Genomic DNA, 22,737 nt, shown 5'->3' on the forward strand with positions numbered 1-22,737 from the left:
GTTTGCCGGCCGGCGGCCGGCACTACCTGCCGATCGAGGTGCATTGCGGGGATGCTGCCAGGCAGTCATCCCCGTCACCTTCAGCGCCCGGCGGCCACGGCCGAAGGGGTCAGGCTCATGCCCTGCGCCAGCTGCTGCAGTGAGCTCAGTTCCTGCGCGCTGTCCGGATACAGCGCAATCTGCGCATAACGCCCTTTGTCGATCTTGACCACGCTGATGCGCCGTTCGGCATATCCCGGCGGTTGCTGGCCGCCCAGGTCGGGCTGGTACCAGTACAGCGATTCACCGCCGAAGCTGCCTTTTTCCTGGCGCAGCGAGCGGCTCAGCGGAATGGCGGGGTCACGCGCGCTGAGCATCAGGCTCAGTACTTCGCGGCCATCAGGGGTGCTGGCGCGGCAGACCAGGAAATCGGCCTGCACCTGCTGCTGCCACTGCAGGCCACTGCTGGCTGGCAGCGAAGGACATTCGGACGGCGCCTGCGCGGCGGCCTGGGCCGCAGCGAACAGCAGGCTCGACAAGATGACAGGCACGAACTTCATGCATCCCCCAAGGTGATGAGTTGTTTGGCTCCGCCAGCAGGGCCGGCGGCCGTGGCATCCCATCCCCGGATGCCGCCCCATCCGGCATGTGCACGGACGGTCAACTCAACCTTAACGGAACGTGAGCAATCGCACAATTCGCGGTTGCAGAAGTAACCATTGCGGCCGAGGGTGGGCCGCAATGGGAGCCGCGTGGATCAGCGGTCGCTGCCGATCCACTTGTAGATCAGGCCGCCGATCGCGCCGCCCAGCAGGGGAGCGACCCAGAATAGCCACAGCTGGCTGACTGCTCCGCTGCCGGCAAAGAAGGCCACGGCGGTGGAGCGGGCCGGGTTCACCGAGGTGTTGGTGACCGGAATGCTGATCAGGTGGATCAGGGTCAGCGACAGGCCGATCGCCAGCGGGGCGAAACCGGCCGGTGCCTTGCCGTGGGTGGAACCCATGATCACGATCAGGAACACCGCCGTCAGCACCACTTCGCACAGGAAGGCGGCTGCCACGCTGTAGCCGCCGGGCGACAGCGTGCCATAGCCATTGCTGGCGAACGCACCCGCCTGGCTGCCATCGATGGCGAAGCCAGTGGCGCCGGAGGCGATCTGCAGCAGGATGAAGCCGGCCAGCAGGCCGCCGGCAACCTGGGCGATGATGTAGGGCACCAGATCCCTGGTCGGGAAACGACCACCGGCCCACAGCCCGACGCTGACTGCCGGGTTGAAGTGCGCGCCGGAGATATGGCCGAACGCATAGGCGCCGGTCACCACGGTCAGGCCGAAGGCCAGCGCCACGCCGAGGAAACCGATACCCAGCGGATTGCCGTCGCCACCGAACTTGGCGGCCAGCACCGCACTGCCACAGCCACCCAGAACCAGCCAGAACGTGCCGAGGAACTCGGCGGACAAGCGTTTACCCATGCTCATGTGTTGCACTCCTTTGACGGTCGAAAGTGTGATTTATGTCACATTTCAATGATCAGCGGGTGACTGTAGCGTCAACGCCGGGTGCAGGGATACACCTTCAGATGTGTGCAACACGCGATGTTCAGTACTGCGGAAGTGGGATGAATTCCTTGTCGTCGCCCGGAATGGTGCCGAAGCGGCCGGCTTCCCAGTCGTGCTTGGCCTGCTCGATGCGCTCCTTCGAGCTCGACACGAAGTTCCACCACAGGTGGCGCGGGCCATCCAGCGGCTCGCCACCGAACAGCATCGCCTTCACCGGCGTCTTCGCGCGCAGGCGGCCGCGTGCACCGGCTTCGGGGATCACCAGGTGCTGCGCGGGAATATCCACGCCATCCAGCTGCGCGTCGCCCTCGAGGATGTACAACGCGCGCTCGCGGTGGCCGTCGTCGATATCGATTTCCGCATCGGGGTCGAGATCGATTGCCACGTTGAGGGTGTCGGCGAACACCTTCACCGGCGATTCCTCGCCGTACGCACGGCCGGCGATCACCCGCAGCCACGCGCCGTTGCGACGCTGCTCGGGCAGGGTGGCAGCGGCATGGTGGTAGAACGCCGGCTCGATTTCCTCGTGCGACTTCGGCAGCGCGACCCAGGTCTGCATGCCGTGGATCGGGTTGTCGTGATCGCGGTCCGGCTGCGGCGTGCGCTCGGAATGGGCGATACCGCGGCCGGCGGTCATCCAGTTGACGTCACCGGGACGGATCACCTGATCCGAACCCAGCGTGTCGCGGTGGCCGATCGCGCCCGACCACAGGTAGGTGACGGTGGCCAGGCCGATATGCGGATGCGGGCGCACGTCGATGGCGGTGCCGGGGTGCATGAGTGCCGGGCCCATCTGGTCGACGAACACGAACGAGCCGATGCTGCGCGCCTGCAGGGTGGGGACGGCGCGACGGACTTCCAGGCCGCCGATGTCGTGCACGCGCGGGGCGATGATGGTGGTCATGCGGGCGTTCTCACTGGCAGGGATCAGGTGGTGAGCATCGCATGCAGCTGTGACGGGCACATGCCCCGTATGGGTAACAGGGTGTTCCAGCCAACGGCGCAGCCCCTCGTGGCTGTGGGGGGCGCTGAAGGCGGAAGCAAGATCAAAAGCCGCGCTTGGCCGGGCGGGTGGGTTGCGCAGGACACGCCGTAAACCCGTCCATGGGGGCTCGATGGCGCCATCCATGGCGCCAACGGTCCTGCGCAACCCACCCGCCCGACCTCTGACAGTTTCCGTGTGCGTCCAGCCACGGAGAAGAAAAAAGAAAATCAAAATCAGACGCCGGTCGCTTCGCTCCTGGTGTCGACCAAGGTCGACACCTACCAGCCATCGCAGTTCAGCAACCGTCACCGGGAAACTGTCTGGGTGGGGCGGTGTGGGCTTGCAGGACCGTTGGCGCCATGGATGGCGCCATCGAGCCCCCATGGATGGGTTTACGGCGTGTCCTGCAAGCCCACACCGCCCCGCCCGCCTAACAGAAAAGCCAGAGCCGGCTGTTGCTCCGGCTCTGGCTTCGGCGGTTGCCTCTGCGGGTGCCGGGCCGCAGGCCCGGCCGATGAACTCAGACCACCGGTTCGCGCAGGACGGGGTTGTCCCAGCCGGGGCGCGGCGCGAAACGGTCGCCATGGCGCTGCTGCAGCGCCTTCAACCGCTCGACGATCGCATCGGCACCGACCGCACGGATGTGCTGGATCGGACCGCCGCGGAACGGTGCGAAACCGGTGCCGAAGATCACGCCGGCATCCAGCAGGTCCGCGTCGGCCACCACGCCCTCGTGAAGGCAGGCCACCGCCTCGTTCAACAGCGGCAGGATCAGGCGGTCCTCCAGATCGGCCGGGGCCTGGTAGTCGCTGGCCACGTCCGGCTTCTTCGGCTTGCCGTTCTCCCAGGTGTAGATGCCCTGGCCATCCTTCTTGCCGCGCTTGTCCGGTTCCACCGTCTGCAGTGCGGCCGGGATCTGCAGGCCCAGGAACGGCGCCAGTTCGCGGCCGACGCCGGCGGCCACGTCCAGGCCCACGGTATCGATCAGTTCGATCGGGCCCATCGGCATGCCGAACTTCACCGCGGCCTTGTCGATCACCGGGCCCGGAATGCCCTCGGCATACGCGGTGGCCGCTTCCAGCATGTACGGGAACAGCACGCGGTTGACCAAGAAGCCCGGGCTGCCGGCCACCGGCACCGGGAACTTGCCCAGCGCCTTGCAGAACGCGGCCAGGCGGCGCTCGGTCTCCGGCGCCATGCCGTCGTGATGGATGATCTCCACCAACGGCATCTGCGCTACCGGGTTGAAGTAGTGCAGGCCCGCGAACTGCGCAGGGCGCTGGATGTGGTCGCGCAGTTCCACCAGCGGAATCGACGAGGTGTTGGTGGTCAGCAGGGCGTCCTGCTTCATCTTCGGCTCAAGCGTCTGGTACAGCGCACGCTTGGCTTCGGGGTTCTCGATGATTGCCTCGATCACCAGGTCGGCCTCGGCCACGCCGTTGCCTTCCAGGTCGGCACGCAGGCGCGCGGCCACGGCCGGGCGCTTGCTCTCGTCGCGCACCTTCTTGGCGAACAGCGCCTGCGCGCGTTCCATGGCCGGGTCGATGAAGCGCTGCTCGCGGTCCTGCAGGGTTACCTCGAAGCCCTTGTAGGCGGCCCACGCGGCGATGTCGCCGCCCATCACGCCGGCGCCGACCACGTGCACGTGGCGGATGCCGGAATCACCGCCACCGAGGCCCTTCAGGCGTTCGGTCAGGAAGAAGATACGGATCAGGTTGCGCGCGGTCGGAGTACTGGCCAGCTTCACCACGGCACGCCGCTCGGCGTCCAGGCGGGCCTGGATCGGCTTGCCGCCACTGCGCTGCCAGGTGCTGATCAGCGCGTACGGCGCCGGGTACTGGTCCTTCTTCGCCTTGCGGGCGACCTGCTTGACCATCTGTGGTGCCAGCAGCGTGCGTGCCAGCCAGGTGTTGGTGGCCCAGGCCGTGGCGCGCTGCTTGAACGGGCGGGTGGTGCCGGACAGCGCCAGTGCAACGGCCGTGTCGAGCACCACCGCCGGTGCCACCACCTTGTCGACCAGGCCGATGCCACGCGCGGCCGAGGCCGACAGGGTGCGGCCGGTCAGCATCATGTCCATCGCTGCCGGGGCGCCCACCAGGTGCGGCAGGCGGGCGCTGCCACCCCACCCCGGGAAGATGCCCAGCTGGGTTTCCGGCAGGCCGATGCGGGTGCTGCTGTCATTGGAGGCCACGCGATAGCGGCAGGCCAGGGCAAGCTCGGTGCCACCGCCCAGGCAGTGGCCGTGGATGGCCGCCACGGTCGGGCAGGGCAGCTCGGCCAGCTTCTGGTAGGTGGCCTGGCCACGCCGGATCGCGTCGTTGACGGTGCCGCGACGGTCGAATTCCTGGAACTCCTTCAGGTCGGCACCGGCAATGAAGCCGGCCTTCTTCAGCGACTGGATGACCACGCCCTTGGGCGGGTCCAGGGCAATGCGCTCAAGCAGGTCGCCCAGTTCCAGCAGCACGTCCTGCGACATCGCATTGACGCTGCTGTCCTGGCGATCCAGGGAGAGAACCACCACGCCGTCGTCGCGGATCTCGGGGTGCCAGTGGCTGAAGCGGAGACCATCGAAGCCTGAGAGCATGGACGTTCCATCCGGTTGTGTATGGAGAAGCGGCTATGATCCAGAGGTTGTTTCCCCCGCGTCAAATCCCAATAGCAGGGGAGTGGCGCCCCCGGATCCATGGCCGTGGATCGGGACGCTAACCGAATGGTGGTTAAAAGCTGGTGCGGCGCCAGGTGATCGGCGACTGAACTTTTCCCGGGATTGGCAGTCTCATTGCCCGACGTCGGTTGGGCTGACAGGAGTGCGGCCCCTCATGGCCGATGTTGATACACCTCAGGAGCTGGATCTGGAGCTGGTCCGGCGCGTGCAGCACGGCGAGAGTGCCGCGTTCGATGTCCTGGTGCGCAAGTACCAGCATCGGGTCGTGGCCCTGGTCGGTCGCTACATCGCCGACTGGAGCGAATGTCAGGACGTCGCCCAGGACACTTTCATCCGTGCCTACCGCGCGATCGGGAGTTTCCGTGGCGATGCCCAGTTCTCAACCTGGTTGCATCGAATCGCCGTGAATACCGCCAAAAACTACCTGGCTTCACACAATCGTCGTCCGCCGACCGATGACATCGACATCGGTGACGCCGAGCAGTTCGACAGCGGTACCCGCCTGCGGGACACCGACACGCCCGAGCGCGAGTTGATGCGCCAGGAGCTGGAACAGACGGTCATGAAGGCCGTCAACGCGCTGCCGGAGGAACTCCGGTCGGCGATCACCCTGCGCGAGGTGGAAGGCCTGAGCTACGAGGATATCGCGCAGAAGATGGGGTGCCCGATCGGCACCGTGCGTTCCCGGATCTTCCGGGCGCGCGAGGCGATCGACACCGAACTCCGGCCGCTGTTGGACATCGGCAGCGCCACCCGTGAGAAGAGCCGCGTATGACCAGTAACCCGTTCAACGAATCGCAGAACCATCAATCGCCCGCCGGGCAGCGCCTGGACCAGCGCCATCGCGAGCAGCTGTCGGCCCTGGTCGATGGCGAGCTGGGTGCCGATGAAGCGCGCTTCCTGCTGCGCCGGATGGAACACGACCCCGAACTGGCCGGCTGCCAGGAGCGCTGGCAGCTGCTGGGCGACGTGATGCGCGGGCAGGCCCCGGCGTTGGCACCGGCCGGCTTCAGTGCCGCCGTTGCGGCCGCCATTGCGGCAGAGCCGACGCCGCAGGCCGAGCCGCGTCGCCAGGTGCGTCGCAGTGGCTGGCGCGCCTGGGGCGGCGGTGCTGCGCTGGCCGCATCGGTCGCCGCGGTCGCCCTGTTCATCGGCGGCGAGAAATTGAAGGAGGCGACGCCGGGTGAACCGCTGGCGCCGCAGGTGATCGCCAGCCAGGCGGAACTGGCACCGGCCGCGCCCACCCCAGTCACCGAGGCTTCGGTGGACACGGCCGCGGTGGCCGTGGCTGCTGCGCCGGCCGTAGCGATGGCCGCGGCGGGCCGCCGCCAGGACGCCCGCCGTGCCAGCGCTACGCGCAGCCAGCAGGCCGCGCGTGCCGCCCAGCGCGACGACACTTCGCAGCGCGCCATCGCGGCCGTGCAGGCACCGTTGACCCCGACCGTGCCGGCCAACGCCAACCGCAACCTGCCGTTCGGCGAGGTCAGCGGGCTGCAGGCCCGGCCATGGCCGCGCTCCAGCCTGGCGCCCGCCGCTGGCGGCGCGCTCAATGCCAGCTTCCCGGCCCACGCCGGTAGTGCCGCGTTCTATCCGTTCGAGCCGCGCCTGCAGGATGACCTGCCGGTGCCGCCGCGCCCGCGCGACTGAGCCGGGCGCCTTCACGCCCCGCCGTCGGCGGGGCCCGTATTCCTCTTTCCACCCGACCCGGAGGTTGCCGTCCGATGACTCCCCGACTCCGCACGCAGGCCATTGGCCTGCTGGCCCTGACCCTTCCCCTGGTGGCCTGCGCACAGGCGCCGGCGCCCGTCGCGCAGACCCAGCCCGTGCCAGCCGCGGCCGCGCGGGCACCGGCGCAGCCGCTGGTCAGTGGCCTGCCCGACTTCACCAACCTGGTCGAACAGGTCGGCCCGGGCGTGGTCAACGTCGATACCACCATCGTCCGCAACAACCGCCAGGCCGCGCGCGGCCCGATGGGCGACGATGACATGCCGGAGTTCTTCCGCCGCTTCTTTGGTCCCGACTTCCCGATGCCGGGGCAGGGGCCGGGTGGGCCAGACGGTGGCCCCAGCATCAAGGGCCGTGGCATGGGCTCGGGCTTCATCATCTCGCCCGATGGCTATGTGCTGACCAATTACCACGTGGTGGCCGACGCCAGTGACGTGAAGGTCAAGCTGGGCGACAGCCGTGAGTTCACCGCCAAGGTGGTGGGCAGCGACCAGCAGTACGACGTCGCCCTGCTGAAGATCGACGGGAAGAACCTGCCAACCGTGCGCGTGGGTGACTCCAACAGCCTGAAGCCGGGGCAGTGGGTTGTCGCGATCGGCTCGCCGTTCGGCCTCGACCATTCTGTCACCGCCGGCGTGGTCAGCGCCGTCGGCCGCAGTACGGGCGGCCCCGACCAGCGCTATGTGCCGTTCATCCAGACCGACGTGGCGATCAACCAGGGCAATTCCGGTGGCCCTCTTCTGAACACCCGCGGCGAAGTGGTCGGCATCAACTCGCAGATCTTCTCCGCGTCCGGCGGCTACATGGGCATCAGCTTCGCGATCCCGATCGACCTGGCGATGAGCGCGGTCGAGCAGATCAAGAAGAGCGGCAAGGTCACCCGCGGCCAGCTCGGCGCGGTCGTGGAGCCGATCGATTCGCTGAAGGCGCAGGGCCTGGGCCTGCCGGACAGCCGTGGCGCCCTGGTCAACCAGATCGTGGCCGGCAGTGCGGCCGCCAAGGCCGGCGTGCAGGTGGGCGACGTCATCCGCTCGGTCAACGGCAGCCCGGTCAACAGCTGGTCCGACCTGCCGCCGCTGATCGGTGCGATGGCGCCGGGCAGCAAGGTGAACCTGGTGGTGTACCGCGACGGCAAGCCGCATGACCTCAGTGCCACGTTGACCGCCCTGAGTGAAGACGGGCAGGCCAGTGCCCGCGGGCCGTCGGCCGGCGGTGCCGAGGCGGCGCCGCAGACCGGGGCCAATGCCCTGCTGGGGCTGGACGTGAGCGACCTGAGCGCAGCTCAGCGCAAGCAGTTCGGGCTCAACGGCAACGAAGGCGTGCGCATCACCGGGGTCAAGGGCCAGGCGGCGCGTGATGCCGGCCTGTCGCCGGGCATGGTGATCCTGCAGGTCGGCCGCGTCGCGGTCGGCAGTGTGGATGCCCTGAACCGGGCGCTGTCCAGCTTCAAGAAGGACGACGTGGTCATGCTGCTGGTCCGCACGGCCAACGGCAACAGCGCCTTCGTGGCGGTCAAGGCCGGCCAGTAGGGCCTGCCGGGGCCGCTCCGGCGGCCCCTGGGCCTCCCCCGAAGCCCCGCCCCGGCGGGGCTTCGGTCGTTCCGGGCCGGTGCCCGGCAGCCGGTTTTCGCGGCCGGGCGCTGGGCGTGCGATAATCGACCGTTACCCTGACGACGCCGCGCGCCGCCGCCACCTATGTCTTCTGATTCGATGCGGAACATCCGCAACTTTTCCATCATCGCCCATGTCGACCACGGCAAGTCCACGCTGGCCGACCGCATCATCCAGCTCTGCGGTGGCCTGCAGGCCCGCGAGATGGAAGCGCAGGTGCTCGATTCCAATCCGATCGAGCGCGAGCGTGGCATCACGATCAAGGCGCAGTCGGTGTCACTGCCGTACCTGGCCAAGGACGGGCAGACCTACCACCTGAACTTCATCGACACCCCCGGCCACGTCGACTTCTCCTATGAAGTCAGCCGCTCGCTGGCCGCCTGCGAAGGCGCGCTGCTGGTGGTCGATGCGGCGCAGGGCGTGGAAGCCCAGTCGGTGGCCAACTGCTACACCGCCGTGGAGCAGGGCCTGGAAGTGGTGCCGGTGATCAACAAGATCGACCTGCCCACCGCCGACATCGAGCGCGCCAAGGCCGAGATCGAGGCCGTGATCGGCATCGATGCCTCCGAAGCCGTGCCGGTCAGTGCCAAGACCGGCCTCAACGTGCAGGACGTGCTGGAAGCGATCGTGCACCGCATTCCGCCGCCGGCGCCGCGCGACACCGACAAGCTGCAGGCGCTGATCATCGACTCGTGGTTCGACAACTACCTCGGCGTGGTGTCGCTGGTGCGCGTGATGCAGGGCGAGATCAAGGCCGGTGACAAGCTGCAGGTGATGTCGACCGGCCGCAACTACCAGGTCGACAACGTCGGCGTGTTCACGCCGAAGCGCAAGGTGCTGCCGGCGCTGCGTGCCGGTGAAGTGGGCTGGGTCACCGCCAGCATCAAGGACGTGCATGGTGCGCCGGTCGGCGACACCCTCACCCTGGCCGGCGACCCGGCGCCGAAGCCGCTGCCGGGCTTCCAGGAAATGCAGCCGCGCGTGTTCGCCGGCCTGTTCCCGGTCGATGCCGAAGACTACCCGGACCTGCGCGAAGCGCTGGACAAGCTGCGCCTGAACGATGCCGCGCTGCGTTTCGAGCCGGAAAGCTCCGAGGCGATGGGCTTCGGCTTCCGCTGCGGCTTCCTGGGCATGCTGCACATGGAAATCGTGCAGGAGCGCCTGGAGCGCGAATACAACCTGGACCTGATCAGCACCGCGCCGACGGTAGTGTATGAGGTCCTGAAGACCGATGGCTCGATCATCAACATGGACAACCCGGCCAAGCTGCCGGCGGTGAACCAGGTCGAGGAAATCCGCGAACCGATCATCCGCGCCAACGTGCTCACCCCCGAGGAGTACATCGGCAACATCATCAAGCTGTGCGAAGAAAAGCGCGGCAGCCAGATCGGCATCAACTACCTGGGCAGCCAGGTGCAGATCAGCTACGAGCTGCCGATGGCCGAGGTGGTGCTGGACTTCTTCGACAAGCTGAAGTCGGTCAGCCGCGGCTATGCCTCGCTCGATTACCACTTCGTGCGCTTCGACGCAGGCCCGTTCGTGCGCGTGGACGTGCTGATCAATGGTGACAAGGTCGATGCGCTGTCGTTGATCGTGCACCGCAGCCACGCTGACCGACGTGGCCGCGAGCTGTGCGAGAAGATGAAGGACCTGATCCCGCGCCAGATGTTCGACGTGGCCATCCAGGCTGCCGTCGGTTCGCAGATCATCGCCCGCACCACGGTCAAGGCCATGCGCAAGAACGTGCTGGCCAAGTGCTATGGTGGCGACGTTTCGCGCAAGAAGAAGCTTCTGGAAAAGCAGAAGGAAGGCAAGAAGCGCATGAAGCAGGTCGGACGCGTGGAGATTCCGCAGGAAGCGTTCCTGGCCGTCCTGCAGATGGACAACAAGTAAGGCCCGCACCAGCCCTGCGGGGCCGGTCGTCTGGTGACGTTGCAAAGGACCCTGAATGAAACTGTTTGAGATCCTCCTGGTCGTGCTGACCCTGGCCTCGGGCCTGATCCTGCTCGCGGACAAGCTGTACCTCGCCAAGCGTCGCGCCCAGCGCGCGGGCCTGCTCGACTCCGAGCCGGTGCTGGTGGATTACTCGCGTGCGTTCTTCCCGGTGCTGGCGATCGTGCTGATCGTGCGCAGTTTCATCGCCGAGCCGTACAAGATCCCGTCCAGCTCGATGATGCCGAACCTGCTGATCGGCGACTTCATCCTGGTCAACAAGTTCTCCTACGGCCTGCGCCTGCCGATCAGCAACACCAAGATCGTGCCGTTTGGCGAGCCGTCGCGCGGCGACGTGGTGGTGTTCCACTTCCCCGGCCACAGCGACAACGATCCGGCCAAGGGTGAGAACTTCATCAAGCGCGTCATCGGCGTGCCGGGCGACACCGTGGTCTTCGAAGGCGACGGCGTGATCCTCAACGGCGAACCGCTGAAGTACGACAACAAGGGCATCTATGCAGGCCACAAGGGCCAGGGCGAGGGTGCCAACCTGCTGGTCGAACACCTGCCGGGTCGTACCCACACCGTGCTGGAGACCGACTATCCGCGTGGCCAGGGCCAGTGGACCGTGCCGGCCGGCAAGTACCTGGTGATGGGCGACAACCGTGACAACAGCGACGATGGCCGTTTCTGGGGCCTGCTGCCGGAAGAAAACCTGCGCGGCAAGGCCTTCCTGATCTGGCTGAACTGCCAGGGCTGGTTCTGCAAGGATGGCTTCGAGCCGTCGCGGATCGGCTCGAGCATCAACTGATCGGGCATCAACCGAGTATTTTCACATCCAACGCGTATCTGGGGAGAACGCAATGAAGACGATGAACACGCAGCGTGGCATGACCCTGACCTCGTTCCTGGCGGTCCTGATCGTGGTCGGTTTCTTCCTTTACATCGGCATGAAGCTGTTCCCGATGTACCAGGAGTATTACGCGGTGCGCTCGGCGATGAAGAGCCTGGCCAACGAGCCGGGTGTGGGCAGCATGGAACCGGCCCGGATCCAGGATCTGTTCTTCAAGCGGCTGTACATCAACTACTCGGAAAACGTGAAGCCGGCCAACGTGAAGTTCGACCGCCGCGACAATGGCTGGACCCTCAAGGTCAACTACGAAGTGCGCCGTCCGCTGGTCGGCAACCTGGACGTGGTTGGCAAATTCGATTCATCCCAGGACCTGACCCGAAGCGGTGCCGAATAAACCTTTCCAACGTGGTGACCTGATCGGTCATCCCTTCCGCGACCCGGCGCTGCTGAAGCAGGCGCTGACGCATCGCAGTGCCGGTGCGCCACACAACGAGCGCCTGGAGTTCCTGGGCGACAGCATCGTCAACATGATGGCGGCCGAGGCGTTGTACCAGCGCTGGCCCAAGGCTGACGAAGGCGCGATGACCCGTGCCCGCGCCGAGCTGGTGCGTGAAGGCGCGCTGGCGGTGATCGGGCGCACCCTGGAACTGGGCGATCGACTGATCCTGGGTCCGGGCGAAATGAAGTCCGGCGGCCACCGTCGTGATTCGATCCTGGCCGACGCGGTGGAAGCCGTGGTGGCTGCGATCTACCTGGATGCCGGCTTCGAGGCCTGCCGGGCGGTGGTACTGCCCTGGTTCAGCGCTTCGATCGAGGCACTGCCGGCCTCCGGCCGGCCCGAGAAGGACCCCAAGACCCGCCTGCAGGAATGGCTGCAGGCCCGACAGAAGGCGTTGCCGCAGTATGAACTGGTGTCAGAATCCGGTGACGACCACGCCAAGCACTTCCGGGTACGCTGCAACGTAGCCGACCCGGCCGCCAGCACCGAGGGCGAAGGCGCCTCGCGGCGGCTTGCCGAACAACAGGCGGCTGCGGCCGTCCTAGCACAACTGGATTCCAAGTGAGCGAACAAACTCCCCATCATTGCGGCAGCGTGGCCGTCATCGGCCGCCCGAACGTGGGCAAGTCGACCCTGACCAATGCCCTGGTCGGCGCCAAGGTCAGCATCGTCTCCAACCGTCCGCAGACCACGCGCCATCGCCTGCTGGGCATCGCCACCTATCCGGAAGGCCAGCTGATCCTGGTCGACACCCCCGGCCTGCACAAGGTGCAGAAGCGGGCGATGAACCGGGTGATGAACCGCGCCGCGCGTGGCTCGCTGGAAGGCGTCGATGCCGGCCTGCTGGTGATCGAAGCCGGTCGCTGGGATGAAGAGGACAGCCTGGCGTTCAACGTGCTGCGCGACGCCGGCATCCCGGTGGTGCTGGTGGTCAACAAGATCGATCGCCTGAAGGAAAAGGGCGCGCTGCTGCCGTTCCTGCAGCAGGTGACCGAAGGGCGTGATTTCGCCGCCGTGCACCCGATCTCGGCGCAGAAGCGCAACGGCCTGGAAGCGCTGGTGCGCGACGTGCTGAAGCTGCTGCCGGAAGCCCCGCCGATGTTCGGCGAGGACGAGATCACCGATCGCAGCCAGCGTTTCCTGGCCGGTGAACTGGTGCGCGAGCAGTTGATGCGCCAGCTCGGCGAGGAACTGCCGTACGCAACCACCGTCGAGATCGAGCGCTTCACCGAGGATGGCAACCTGCTGCGCATCGGTGCGGTGATCTGGGTCGAGCGCGAGGGCCAGAAGGCCATCGTGATCGGCAAGGGCGGCGCCCGCCTGAAGGAGATCGGCGCCAAGTCCCGCCTGCAGATGGAGCGTCTGTTCGGGGCCAAGGTGTTCCTGGAAACCTGGGTGCGCGTGCGTGAAGGCTGGTCCGACGACGAGGCCGCGCTGAAGGCCTTCGGCTACGAATAAGCCGCGACGGTCGCTTCGATGATGATCGAGGACGACACCGGCTTCGTGCTGCACGCACGGGCCTACCGCGAGACCAGCCTGCTGGTCGAAGTGTTGAGCGCGCAGCATGGCCGTATCGGCCTGCTGGCGCGTGGCGTGTCCACCGCCAAGGGCCAGGTGCTGCGCGCCGCCCTGCAGCCGTTGCAGTGGATCCGCTTCAGTGCCCAGCAGCGGGGTGAACTGGCCCAGCTGCGGGGTGCCGAGGCGCTGGATGCCGCGCCACGCCTGGTCGGCCAGGCGATGTTGGCCGGCTTCTACCTGAGTGAACTGACCCTGCGCCTGGCCCCGCGCCAGGACCCGCTGCCGGAGCTGTACCTTGCCTACGGTGAGGCACGCGCGCGGCTGGCGGTCGGTGCCGGCCTGGCCTGGACCCTGCGCCGTTTCGAGCGCGAACTGCTGTCCGCGCTGGGCCTGGGTTTCGAGCTGGACAGTGCCAGTGATGGCCAGCCGATCGACCCGGCGGCGCGCTACGAGCTGGACCCGCAGGAAGGGGCGCAGCGCCTGCTGAGCGAGCGTGGCGGGGAGCGCCGGGCGGCGGCCACTGGCTCGGCGCTGCTGGCCCTTGCGGCCGACGAAGAACCGGATGCCGCCGATCTGGCCAGCCTGCGCCTGCCGATCCGGCGGGTGCTGGCCCATCACCTGGGCGCGCGCGGGCTGAAGTCCTGGGAAATGCTCGAGCAGCTCGCGCCGCGCAAGTAGGGGGGGGGGGGCGGCAGGGCTTGCAGCCCTGCACCTGCCGAATCAACGTCAACGGCAAAAGCTGGCTATCCGTGGGTAGGCGGGGTGGGTCCGGTTGCGGGAGACGCCGTAAACCCGTCCCTGGGGGCTTGGCCGCGGCATCCATGCCGCGGACACTCCCGCAACCGGACCCACCCCGCCTTCGACAGTGTTCCGCGAACTGTCGGAACGGCGTGGGGTCGGATCCGTTTTCCGCAGGAAAACGGATCCGACCCCAGATTGATTTCGATATCTGACAGAAATTCATCCACGCATGGCGTGGATCTACCCGATCGCGGAAAACTGTAAGAGGTGGGGCGGTATCGGAGGGCGGGGTGTCAGCCGCATGGATGCGGCTGCCAAGCCCCCAAGGACGGGTTTACGGCGTCCCCGCCCTCCGATACCGCACCGCCAACCCACGGAATGCATGCCGTTGCTGTTGCTGTTGCCTTGGCTTGGCTTGAAGCCTCTGCGGGTGCAGGGCGCAGCCTTGCCGAAAAACCCTCAATGCAGCAGGGCAGCTACCGCGGCGCGGAACCCGTCCTGGGCCTGCCCGGACTCGGGTGCATGATGCAGCTGGCGCACCGCCCGGCCCAACCGTGCCGCCCCCACGAAGCCACAGCTCGCCTGCAACCGGTGCAGCTGGCTGCGCAGCTGGCGCTCGTCGTGCTGGTCCACCGCCTGCTCGACCGCGTCGCGCACACCGGGCAACTCGGCCAGGAACAGCTCGCGCAGTGCGATCAGGTGGTTGCGCTGGCCATTGAGCGCGGCCAATGCCGCAGTCTCGTCCCAGTCCTGAACGGCCAGCTCGACCGCGGCCGGGGCCTGTGCCACGAAGATTCCCGCCGGGCTGTTGACCAGCGCACGGCGCACGGCCTTCAGCAGCTGGTCGCGGCCCAGCGGCTTGACCAGGGTGTCGCTGAAACCGGCTTCGCGCAGGCGGGCGTGGATGGAGGTATCGCCGTCGGCCGTATGTGCCAGCGCCGGTGTGTCGGGATGTGAGCGGCGTAGCTCACGCAGCAGTTGCGCGCCATTGCCATCCGGCAGGTTGACGTCGATCAGCCACAGATCATGCGCGCCGGGTTCGGCACTGGCCAGGGCACTGGCCAGGGAATCTGCGGTATCCACATCCGCCGGTAACGTTTCCAACGCCGCCTTGAAAAAACCGCGGCTGATGATGTCGTCCTCGACAAGCAGGAAGCGGGGCCGTGCGGCCCGCGGGGTCATCTGCATCAGGGCTGCCTCCATGTCAGCTGGCCCAATCATCAAGCACGACGGCCACGGGCGCAAGCGGGTCCAGGCCCCGTCGGTCAGGATCTGCGACAATACGCCCCCATTTTTGCCCGCAGCCTGTTGCCACGTGGCCCGATCCCGTTCCCGCACTGACCGTACCCCATTCCAGACCGAGATCCTCGACCTCAGCCATGATGGTCGCGGTGTCGCCCGCCGTGAAGGCGAGGGCGGCAAGGTCACCTTCGTCAGCGGCGCGCTGCCCGGCGAGGTGGTGATGGCTGAGCAGACTGCCCGCAGCCGCCATTTCGACGAGGCGCGCACCCTGGAGGTGCTGCAGGCCTCGCCGCAGCGGGTGACCCCCAAGTGCCCCCATTTCGGTACCTGCGCCGGCTGCGTGCTGCAGCACCTGGACGAGGACCAGCAGATCGTGGCCAAGCAGCGCGTGCTGATGGACAACCTGGAGCGGATCGGCCATGTGAAGCCGGGCACCGTGCTGGCGCCGCTGGTCGGTGAGAGCTGGGGCTATCGCCGCAAGGGCCGCTTCTCGGTGCGCCGGGTCGAAAAGAAGGACAAGACCCTGGTCGGCTTCCGTGAACAGGATCCGCGCTTCGTTGCCGACCTCAGCCAGTGCCTGACCGTGATCCCCGAGATCGGTACCAAGGTCGAGGCGCTGTCCACCTTCATCGAGTCACTCGATGGCAAGCGTGACATCCCGCAGATCGAATTCATCGCCGGTGACCAGGCCGTGGTCCTGACCGTTCGCCATCTGCAGCCGCTCAGCGATGCCGACCGCGCGGCCTGGGCGGCCTTCGGCCAGCAGCATGGCTTCGTGATCTACCTGCAGTCCGGCGGCGTGGATACCGTGCAGCCGCTGGACGGGCAGGGTGTGCCGCTGTCGTTCCGTCTGGCGCCGTGGGATGTCGAGCTGGCGTTCCGCCCGCTGGACTTCATCCAGGTCAATGCCAAGCTCAACGAGAAGATGATCGCCCACGCCCTGGACCTGCTGGAACCGGGTGAGGACGAGCGTGTACTGGACCTGTTCTGCGGCCTGGGCAACTTCACCCTGCCGCTGGCGCGCCGCGTGCGCGAGGTGGTTGGCGTGGAAGGCGATGCCGGCCTGGTGGCGCGTGCGCGTGAGAACGCCGAGCGCAACGGCCTGGCCAACGCGCAGTTCTTCAGCGCCGACCTGACCCAGGACCAGCGCAGCACCCCGTGGATGCGCCAGGGCTTTGACAAGCTGCTGCTGGACCCGCCGCGCTCGGGTGCGATCGAAGTGCTGCAGCAGCTGCCGCTGAAGCAGTTCAAGCGCATTGTCTACGTCAGCTGCCACCCGGGCTCGCTGGCGCGCGATGCCGGCTATCTGGTCAACGAACAGGGCTTCACCCTGGTCAGCGCCGGTGCCATGGACATGTTCCCGCATACCGCGCACGTGGAAAGCATCGCGGTGTTCGAGAAGCGCTGACAGGTTGTCATCACCCATCGCGCATAATGGCGCGATGGGCATCGAAATCGAACGCAAATTCCTCGTCAGCAGTGATGGCTGGCGCACCGCCGCGCATCGGGTGATCCCGATGGCGCAGGGCTACATCAACGACATGGGCGCGCTCGACCGCGGCACCCAGAACGCCTCGGTGCGCGTGCGCATCGAAGGCGACCACGCCGCGCTGAACCTGAAGTCGCGCACCATCGGCCATACCCGCCAGGAGTTCGACTACCCGATCCCGGTGGAGGATGCGCGCGCCCTGTTGGCGCTGTGCGTCGGTGGCCTGATCGACAAGCGCCGCCACCTGGTCGAACACGCCGGCCTGACCTGGGAGGTGGACGAGTTCTTCGGCGACAACGCCGGCCTGGTCGTGGCCGAAGTCGAGCTGGACAGCGCCGACCAGGCGATCGACCTGCCGGACTGGGTGGGTGCCGAAGTCACCGACGACGCGCGCTACTACAACGTCGCACTGGCCAGTCACCCCTATTCACAGTGGTGAAGCCCCCAAGAAAAGGGGACGGAGGGGATTAAGTCGTCTTTACCCCAGCTGTGCTGGAAACGACTTAATCCCCTCCGTCCCCTTTTTTCGAGGGAGGCGGGCCCCATGTGGTGGGGATGAGAATCGACATCTACTCCGACGTGGTCTGCCCCTGGTGCTGGATCGGCAAGCATCGCTTCCAGCAGGGTGTGCAGTTGCTCGGCGCCAATGCGCCTGAACTCGATATCCACTGGCAGCCGTTCCAGCTGGACCCGGACGCGGACGCCACCCCGGTGCCGCTGCGCGAGGCCTATGTGCGCAAGTTCGGTGGCGTCGAGCGCACCGAGCAGATCCTCGGCCAGACCCAGACCACCGCGCGGGCCGAGGGCCTGCCGATGGATTTCAGCCAGGGCCAGGTGCGGGTGACCACGCTGCCGGCCCATCGGGTGTTGTGGCTGGCCGGCCAGCACGGCGTGCAGGATGCGGTCGGCGAAGCACTTTTCCGTGCCCACTTCGAGCATGGCCAGAATCTGGCCGATACTGCAGTGCTGGTGAAGGCCGGCGTGGCTGGCGGCCTGGACGGTGCTGAAATCGCGCAGATGCTGGGCTCCGACCGCGGCCTGGCCGAGGTCGAAGCCAGGCTGGCGCAGGCCCATGCACTGGGCATTTCCTCGGTGCCGACTTTCGTCATCGATGGGAAGTGGGCCATTTCCGGGGCCCAGCCGCCAGAGGCCTTCGCCAACGCCCTTCGCCAGATCGCAGCCGAACAGGGCGCCCCGGCAGCTTCGGCTGACGGCGACGAGGCCTGCGGCCCGGACGGCTGCAAAGTCTGAGCAGATCGGGGTCAGAGCCCCTGCGGGGATCCGACCCCGGGGTCAGATCCCCGCAGGAGCTCTGACCCCACACTCCCCTTCGTCTGACCCCTGCGCCTGTCGGCCGGTTCTGCGACAATGCGGCACTGCGCCATGCGGGCGCGCGTTGTGGAGATCGACCATGCTGCTGATCGGCGTTGCCGGCACCGAACTGACCGCCCAGGAACGTGACTGGCTGCAGCACGACGCCGTGGCCGGGGTGGTGCTGTTCAAGCGCAACTTCGCCTCGCGCCAGCAGGTGACCGATCTGAGTGCGGCGATCCGTGCCGCCGCCCCGCGCCCGCAGCTGATCTGCGTGGACCAGGAAGGCGGCCGTGTGCAGCGTTTCCGCGAGGGCTACAGCGCGCTGCCGCCGCTGCAGGACATCGGCGCGCTGTACGCCGCCGACCCGCAGCAGGCGCTGGCCCTGGCCGAGCAGCATGCCTGGCTGATGGCCAGCGAAGTACGTGCCAGCGGCCTCGACCTGAGTTTCGCGCCGGTGGTCGACCTTGGCCGCGGCAACCGCGCCATCGGCAACCGTGCCTTCAGTGAAGACCCGCAGGTGGTGGCCGCGTTCACCGCCGCCTATGTGCGCGGCATGCATGCGGTCGGCATGGCCGCCACGCTCAAGCATTTCCCCGGCCACGGCACCGTGCTGGAAGACACCCACGTCGATACCGCGATCGACCCGCGCGCGCTGGACGAACTGCGCGCCCAGGACCTGGTGCCGTTCCAGGCCGGCATCGCCGCCGGTGCCGATGCGGTGATGATGGCGCACGTGATCTATCCGCAGGTGGCGCCGGAGCCGGCCGGCTATTCCCCGCGCTGGATCCAGGACATCCTGCGTGGCGAGCTCGGCTTCCGTGGCGTGGTGTTCTCCGATGACATCGGCATGGCCGCCTCGCACAGTGCCGGTGGCGTGCCGGCACGCGTGCACGCGCACCTGGATGCCGGCTGCGACGTGGTGCTGGTCTGCCACCCGGAACTGGTCGATGAAGCCCTGCACGCGGTGCAGGGACGCTCCCTCAATACTGCTGCGCTGCTGGGCCTGCTTGGCCGCGGCGCGCTCGGCTGGGACGGCCTGCTGGCCGACGCCCGCCATGGCGACACCCAATCCCGTCTGCTTGAAACCCTTGGAAGAACCGTCTGATGCCCAACCTCACCATTTCCCAGGCCCTGGCCCAGGCTGACCTGCTGGTCGACCGCCCCACCATCGACAAGGCCATCGCTGGTATCGCCGACGCCATCGCGCGCGATTACAAGGGCGAGGTGCCGCTGTTCCTGTCCATCATGCATGGTGCGCTGCCGTTCGCCGGCCAGCTGGCGCTGGAACTGGGCGCGCGCGGCCAGGACGTGCAGTTCGATTACCTGCACGCGACCCGCTACCGCGGTGAAACCACCGGCGGAGACCTGGTCTGGAAGCACAAGCCGGCCACCTCGCTGTTCGGCCGCCGCGTGCTGCTGATCGACGACATCCTCGACGAGGGCTACACCCTGCAGGGCGTCCGCACCTGGTGCCTGGAGCAGGGCGCGACCGACGTGCGCATCGCCGCGATGACCGTGAAGAAGCACGACCGCGCACTGCCGGACGTGACCGCCGACTACGCCGGCATCGAGCTGCCGGACCGCTACGTGTTCGGCTTCGGCATGGACGTCAACGAGACCCTGCGCTGCGTGCCGGCGATCTACGCAATGAAGGAGTAACGGCGCAGCTGCCTGCGGCGCGTCTTCTTCCACCGCCGGCATCCTCGGATGCCGGCGTTCGTCTTTCCATGGAGTGCTTTGAATGCAACAGATCGCCCTGGCCGTGATCGGCGGTACCGGTGTCTACAACCTGGCCAAGCTCGACGACGTGCAGACCCACGAGGTCGACACCCGCTTTGGCCGCCCGTCCGGCCCGGTGCGCGTGGGCACGCTGCTCGGTCATCGCGTGGCGTTCCTGGCGCGGCATGGCGAGGGGCACTCACTGCCGCCGCACAAGATCAACTACCGCGCCAACCTGGCCGCACTGCAGCAGCTGGGCGCGCAGCGCGTGCTGGCATTGAACACGGTGGGTGGCATCACCGAAGACTTCGGCCCGCGCGTGCTGGCCTGCCCGGACCAGATCATCGACTACACCTGGGGCCGCATCAGCACGATCTGTGAAGAAGAAGGCACCGACGTGGTCCACGTCGATTTCGGCCACCCCTATACGCCGATGCTGCGCAGCAAGATCCTGGCGGCAGCGAAAGTGACCGGCGTCACGGTCCATGACGGTGGCTGCTACGGCGCGACGCAGGGCCCGCGCCTGGAGACCATCGCCGAGATCGCCCGCATGCGCCGTGACGGCTGCGACCTGGTAGGCATGACCGGCATGCCGGAGGCCGCGCTGGCACGCGAGCTGGGGCTGGATTACGCCTGCCTGGCAATCATCGCCAACTGGGCCGCCGGCTGCGGTGATGGCGAGGAGATTACGATGGCCGAAGTACTGGCGAACGTGCAGGCGGCCAGCAACGGACTTCCGGAACTGGTGGGCGAATTGGCGCGGGGGTGATTGTCTTCCCCGAGCAAGCTTTGCATACTCAGCTTGTGCGCGGGTTCAGCGTACACCACCCATTCATTGCATAAGGTCTCGCATCACCATGCCGAACGGTACCGTCAAGTGGTTCAACGACGCCAAGGGATTTGGCTTCATCTCGCCGGAGGATGGCAGCGCCGACGTGTTCGCGCACTTCTCCGCCATCAACTCCAAGGGCTTCCGCAGCCTGCAGGAAGGCCAGCGTGTCACCTATGACGTGACCCAGGGCCCGAAGGGTGCCCAGGCTTCGAACATCACGCCGGCCGAGTGATCCACTCGACAGTGCGTTGAAAACCCCGCTCCGGCGGGGTTTTTTTTGCGTCGCGACGGGGATTGCGGCGCTGTGGGCAGGGTTCCAGGTGGCCATCCGGATTTGCGCTCGGGCACAATGCGCCGATGAAGGAACGACTGCGCATCGCCGTGATCGGCTACGGCACCGCTGGACAGGCATTGTCCATCCTGCTCTCTCGTGATGGTCACGAGGTGGAGATCTTCGAACGCGTGCCCTCGCCGGGGCCGGTTGGCGCCGGCTTCCTGCTGCAGCCCAGCGGCCTGCAGGTGCTGTGGCAGATGGGCCTGCTTGATGCCGTGCGCGCGCATGCGGCGCCGGTGCACCGTCTGTATGGCGATACACCGTGCGAGCGCACGGTGATGGACATGCGCTATGACGGCCTGGACGCGCGCCTGCACGGCCTCGGCATGCAGCGTGGGGCGCTGTTCTCGCTGCTGGACGGGGCGCGTGCGGGTGCGGGCCAGCTGCATGCCGGCGTCACCATCGCCGCAGTGGATGCCGCACAGGGCCGCCTGCATGACAGTGAGGGCCGCATGCATGGGCCGTTCGACCTGGTGGTGGCCGCCGATGGTGCGGCTTCGACGCTGCGCGGCTCGATCGAAGGCGGCACCAGGCTGGACCGCGTGTATCCCTGGGGCGCACTGTGGTGCCTGCTGCCGGCCGAGGACTGGCCGCACCTGCAGGAGCTGCGGCAGCGCTACGTGGCCGCGCGCAAGATGATCGGGCTGCTGCCGGTCGGTACGCGGCCAGGTGATGACACGCCGCGCCTGAGCTTCTTCTGGAGCCTGCCACGCGCCGACTTCGAACGATGGCAGGCCGATGGCATGACGCCCTGGCTGGACGAGCTGCACGCGCTGTGGCCGCAGGCCAGCGCGCGCTTTGCGCATCTGCATGATGCCGGCCAGCTGGCGCGCGCGGTCTACCGTGACGCCGTGATGACGCGCTGGCATTGCGGCCGCATGGTGCTGGCCGGCGATGCCGCACATGCGATGAGCCCGCAGCTGGGGCAGGGCGTGAACATGGCGCTGCTCGATGCGCTGGCATTGCGCGATGCCGTGCGCGCACATGGCGGGGGAGGCGCTGCATTGCAGGCCTACCAGGCGCAGCGCAGGGCGCACGTTGCGGTCTACCAGCGCTGGAGCCGTTGGCTGACGCCGCTGTTCCAGTCTGATCGCGATGCCTGGGCAAAGGCGCGCGACGTGCTGCTCGGGCCGATGGGGCGCCTGCCGGGTGGGCGTGGCCACATGCTGCGCGTGCTCAGCGGTACCCAGCATGGCTGGTTCGGTTCGCTTGCGCTGGATCCGGCATTTGTCGACGCGTTGGCTGCAGGGGCGCAGATGCCTGGCATCAGCGCGATCACTGCGAATGCGTGAAGCGCGCTGTCACGCGAATTAACGGTTGCCTCACCGTGTATATGCGAGAAGTAGGTTGCACGCGATTGCGCGTCGCCCGTTTTCCTTTCCGTGATTGACATCGCGCGTGGCCCGGGCGGCGTTGCCGTTGCGGCCTGTCGCGGCCCGGACGTGCCGCCTGTTGTTGAAGAGGAGGACGCCATGTGGTTCGCGGTCGAGGAGCTGGAATCGGAAATCTGCAAGCTGCGCGGACTGTTGCAGATGCTGCACGAGGACCAGCCCGACGTACTGGAGGACGTGTTCGAATTCCATGTGGGCAGCTTGATCAGTCATGCATCGCCGGAGCACCACGGACGCATCCGCGCCTGCGCACAGGAGATGCTGGCGGCAATCCAGGCCTTGCCGCGGCGACGTGAAGTTGACACGCCTGAGTTCCAGTTGATGCCGCAGCTGGACATTCGTCCGGCCTGA

Annotated in this window: 23 protein-coding genes; 18 read left to right on the forward strand and 5 right to left on the reverse strand. The window is 67.2% G+C overall.

Features of this window, described 5'->3' with window-relative positions; translation table 11 throughout:
* Positions 1-80 precede the first annotated feature (80 nt).
* The 4 genes from AC5P8R_RS15410 to AC5P8R_RS15425 all read right to left on the reverse strand — a co-directional run bounded on the left by AC5P8R_RS15410 (position 81) and on the right by AC5P8R_RS15425 (position 5,106).
* Positions 81-539 carry a hypothetical protein gene (locus tag AC5P8R_RS15410; RefSeq protein ID WP_014648004.1) on the reverse strand — a complete coding sequence of 153 codons (459 nt, stop codon included), beginning with the start codon at positions 537-539 and terminating at the stop codon, positions 81-83.
* A gap of 197 nt (positions 540-736) precedes the next feature.
* Positions 737-1,456 carry an aquaporin Z gene (aqpZ, locus tag AC5P8R_RS15415; protein ID WP_014648003.1) on the reverse strand — a complete coding sequence of 240 codons (720 nt, stop codon included), beginning with the start codon at positions 1,454-1,456 and terminating at the stop codon, positions 737-739.
* 121 nt (positions 1,457-1,577) lie between these two features.
* On the reverse strand, positions 1,578-2,441 hold the full coding sequence (locus tag AC5P8R_RS15420; RefSeq protein WP_005410608.1) for a pirin family protein: 864 nt from the start codon (positions 2,439-2,441) through the stop codon (positions 1,578-1,580).
* A 601-nt stretch (positions 2,442-3,042) separates the two neighbouring features.
* Positions 3,043-5,106 (reverse strand): 3-hydroxyacyl-CoA dehydrogenase NAD-binding domain-containing protein, encoded by a 2,064-nt coding sequence (locus AC5P8R_RS15425; RefSeq protein ID WP_069116210.1) that lies wholly within the window; start codon positions 5,104-5,106, stop codon positions 3,043-3,045.
* Between the two features lie 235 nt (positions 5,107-5,341).
* Between AC5P8R_RS15425 and rpoE the strand changes: the two genes are divergently transcribed.
* The 9 genes from rpoE to recO all read left to right on the forward strand — a co-directional run bounded on the left by rpoE (position 5,342) and on the right by recO (position 14,002).
* Positions 5,342-5,962, forward strand: a complete 621-nt coding sequence (rpoE, locus tag AC5P8R_RS15430) for an RNA polymerase sigma factor RpoE (protein ID WP_014038091.1) — start codon at positions 5,342-5,344, stop codon at positions 5,960-5,962.
* Entirely contained in the window at positions 5,959-6,834 is an 876-nt protein-coding gene (locus AC5P8R_RS15435; RefSeq protein WP_126411249.1) for a sigma-E factor negative regulatory protein, read from the forward strand. The genes rpoE and AC5P8R_RS15435 overlap by 4 nt, the downstream gene beginning before the upstream one ends.
* Before the next feature lie 74 nt (positions 6,835-6,908).
* Complete coding sequence (locus tag AC5P8R_RS15440) at positions 6,909-8,441, forward strand: DegQ family serine endoprotease (RefSeq protein WP_049420101.1); 1,533 nt, start codon at positions 6,909-6,911, stop codon at positions 8,439-8,441.
* A gap of 180 nt (positions 8,442-8,621) precedes the next feature.
* Positions 8,622-10,415 carry a translation elongation factor 4 gene (lepA, locus tag AC5P8R_RS15445; protein WP_495223611.1) on the forward strand — a complete coding sequence of 598 codons (1,794 nt, stop codon included), beginning with the start codon at positions 8,622-8,624 and terminating at the stop codon, positions 10,413-10,415.
* 55 nt (positions 10,416-10,470) lie between these two features.
* Positions 10,471-11,265: a signal peptidase I gene (lepB, locus tag AC5P8R_RS15450; protein ID WP_014038087.1), complete on the forward strand. Its 795-nt coding sequence runs from the start codon at positions 10,471-10,473 to the stop codon at positions 11,263-11,265.
* A gap of 52 nt (positions 11,266-11,317) precedes the next feature.
* A complete protein-coding gene (locus tag AC5P8R_RS15455; protein ID WP_014647998.1) occupies positions 11,318-11,701 on the forward strand; it encodes a DUF4845 domain-containing protein in 384 nt (127 codons plus the stop codon).
* Complete coding sequence (gene rnc / locus AC5P8R_RS15460; protein WP_032958999.1) at positions 11,691-12,371, forward strand: ribonuclease III; 681 nt, start codon at positions 11,691-11,693, stop codon at positions 12,369-12,371. The genes AC5P8R_RS15455 and rnc overlap by 11 nt, the downstream gene beginning before the upstream one ends.
* Positions 12,368-13,264, forward strand: coding sequence for a GTPase Era (gene era / locus AC5P8R_RS15465; protein WP_014647996.1), 897 nt, complete (start codon positions 12,368-12,370; stop codon positions 13,262-13,264). Before rnc ends, era begins: the two co-directional genes overlap by 4 nt.
* Positions 13,265-13,282: 18 nt before the next feature.
* Positions 13,283-14,002, forward strand: a complete 720-nt coding sequence (gene recO / locus AC5P8R_RS15470) for a DNA repair protein RecO (protein ID WP_495223600.1) — start codon at positions 13,283-13,285, stop codon at positions 14,000-14,002.
* A gap of 522 nt (positions 14,003-14,524) precedes the next feature.
* Here the strand turns inward: recO and AC5P8R_RS15475 are convergent.
* A complete protein-coding gene (locus tag AC5P8R_RS15475; RefSeq protein WP_014647994.1) occupies positions 14,525-15,253 on the reverse strand; it encodes a response regulator in 729 nt (242 codons plus the stop codon).
* A gap of 127 nt (positions 15,254-15,380) precedes the next feature.
* Here AC5P8R_RS15475 and rlmD point away from each other — a divergent pair, with 127 nt between their 5' ends.
* The 9 genes from rlmD (at position 15,381) to AC5P8R_RS15520 (ending at position 22,737) form a co-directional block, all read left to right on the forward strand.
* Entirely contained in the window at positions 15,381-16,715 is a 1,335-nt protein-coding gene (gene rlmD / locus AC5P8R_RS15480) for a 23S rRNA (uracil(1939)-C(5))-methyltransferase RlmD (protein WP_032959001.1), read from the forward strand.
* A 34-nt stretch (positions 16,716-16,749) separates the two neighbouring features.
* Complete coding sequence (locus AC5P8R_RS15485) at positions 16,750-17,235, forward strand: CYTH domain-containing protein (RefSeq protein ID WP_227864120.1); 486 nt, start codon at positions 16,750-16,752, stop codon at positions 17,233-17,235.
* 116 nt (positions 17,236-17,351) lie between these two features.
* Positions 17,352-18,047, forward strand: a complete 696-nt coding sequence (locus AC5P8R_RS15490) for a DsbA family oxidoreductase (RefSeq protein ID WP_014647991.1) — start codon at positions 17,352-17,354, stop codon at positions 18,045-18,047.
* A 160-nt stretch (positions 18,048-18,207) separates the two neighbouring features.
* Complete coding sequence (gene nagZ, locus AC5P8R_RS15495; RefSeq protein ID WP_014647990.1) at positions 18,208-19,215, forward strand: beta-N-acetylhexosaminidase; 1,008 nt, start codon at positions 18,208-18,210, stop codon at positions 19,213-19,215.
* The gene (locus AC5P8R_RS15500) at positions 19,215-19,769 is read left to right on the forward strand and encodes a hypoxanthine-guanine phosphoribosyltransferase (RefSeq protein WP_014038078.1); all 555 of its coding nucleotides are present in this window, start codon (positions 19,215-19,217) and stop codon (positions 19,767-19,769) included. The genes nagZ and AC5P8R_RS15500 overlap by 1 nt, the downstream gene beginning before the upstream one ends.
* A gap of 82 nt (positions 19,770-19,851) precedes the next feature.
* Positions 19,852-20,598 carry an S-methyl-5'-thioinosine phosphorylase gene (locus AC5P8R_RS15505; protein ID WP_006461208.1) on the forward strand — a complete coding sequence of 249 codons (747 nt, stop codon included), beginning with the start codon at positions 19,852-19,854 and terminating at the stop codon, positions 20,596-20,598.
* A gap of 88 nt (positions 20,599-20,686) precedes the next feature.
* Positions 20,687-20,893, forward strand: coding sequence for a cold-shock protein (locus tag AC5P8R_RS15510; protein ID WP_005410590.1), 207 nt, complete (start codon positions 20,687-20,689; stop codon positions 20,891-20,893).
* 125 nt (positions 20,894-21,018) lie between these two features.
* A complete protein-coding gene (locus tag AC5P8R_RS15515; protein ID WP_180834815.1) occupies positions 21,019-22,287 on the forward strand; it encodes an FAD-dependent oxidoreductase in 1,269 nt (422 codons plus the stop codon).
* A 180-nt stretch (positions 22,288-22,467) separates the two neighbouring features.
* Positions 22,468-22,737 carry a hypothetical protein gene (locus tag AC5P8R_RS15520; RefSeq protein WP_014647988.1) on the forward strand — a complete coding sequence of 90 codons (270 nt, stop codon included), beginning with the start codon at positions 22,468-22,470 and terminating at the stop codon, positions 22,735-22,737.

It is taken from the genome of Stenotrophomonas sp. YJH_SMC_73, from assembly GCF_059370155.1.

Coding starts and splice junctions, on each gene's coding strand:
- AC5P8R_RS15410 (WP_014648004.1), bottom strand. CDS start 539: ATGAAGTTCGTGCCTGTCATCTTGTCGAGCCTGCTGTTCGCTGCGGCC.
- aqpZ (WP_014648003.1), bottom strand. CDS start 1,456: ATGAGCATGGGTAAACGCTTGTCCGCCGAGTTCCTCGGCACGTTCTGG.
- AC5P8R_RS15420 (WP_005410608.1), bottom strand. CDS start 2,441: ATGACCACCATCATCGCCCCGCGCGTGCACGACATCGGCGGCCTGGAA.
- AC5P8R_RS15425 (WP_069116210.1), bottom strand. CDS start 5,106: ATGCTCTCAGGCTTCGATGGTCTCCGCTTCAGCCACTGGCACCCCGAG.
- rpoE (WP_014038091.1), top strand. CDS start 5,342: ATGGCCGATGTTGATACACCTCAGGAGCTGGATCTGGAGCTGGTCCGG.
- AC5P8R_RS15435 (WP_126411249.1), top strand. CDS start 5,959: ATGACCAGTAACCCGTTCAACGAATCGCAGAACCATCAATCGCCCGCC.
- AC5P8R_RS15440 (WP_049420101.1), top strand. CDS start 6,909: ATGACTCCCCGACTCCGCACGCAGGCCATTGGCCTGCTGGCCCTGACC.
- lepA (WP_495223611.1), top strand. CDS start 8,622: ATGCGGAACATCCGCAACTTTTCCATCATCGCCCATGTCGACCACGGC.
- lepB (WP_014038087.1), top strand. CDS start 10,471: ATGAAACTGTTTGAGATCCTCCTGGTCGTGCTGACCCTGGCCTCGGGC.
- AC5P8R_RS15455 (WP_014647998.1), top strand. CDS start 11,318: ATGAAGACGATGAACACGCAGCGTGGCATGACCCTGACCTCGTTCCTG.
- recO (WP_495223600.1), top strand. CDS start 13,283: ATGATGATCGAGGACGACACCGGCTTCGTGCTGCACGCACGGGCCTAC.
- AC5P8R_RS15475 (WP_014647994.1), bottom strand. CDS start 15,253: ATGCAGATGACCCCGCGGGCCGCACGGCCCCGCTTCCTGCTTGTCGAG.
- AC5P8R_RS15485 (WP_227864120.1), top strand. CDS start 16,750: ATGGGCATCGAAATCGAACGCAAATTCCTCGTCAGCAGTGATGGCTGG.
- AC5P8R_RS15490 (WP_014647991.1), top strand. CDS start 17,352: ATGAGAATCGACATCTACTCCGACGTGGTCTGCCCCTGGTGCTGGATC.
- nagZ (WP_014647990.1), top strand. CDS start 18,208: ATGCTGCTGATCGGCGTTGCCGGCACCGAACTGACCGCCCAGGAACGT.
- AC5P8R_RS15500 (WP_014038078.1), top strand. CDS start 19,215: ATGCCCAACCTCACCATTTCCCAGGCCCTGGCCCAGGCTGACCTGCTG.
- AC5P8R_RS15505 (WP_006461208.1), top strand. CDS start 19,852: ATGCAACAGATCGCCCTGGCCGTGATCGGCGGTACCGGTGTCTACAAC.
- AC5P8R_RS15510 (WP_005410590.1), top strand. CDS start 20,687: ATGCCGAACGGTACCGTCAAGTGGTTCAACGACGCCAAGGGATTTGGC.
- AC5P8R_RS15515 (WP_180834815.1), top strand. CDS start 21,019: ATGAAGGAACGACTGCGCATCGCCGTGATCGGCTACGGCACCGCTGGA.
- AC5P8R_RS15520 (WP_014647988.1), top strand. CDS start 22,468: ATGTGGTTCGCGGTCGAGGAGCTGGAATCGGAAATCTGCAAGCTGCGC.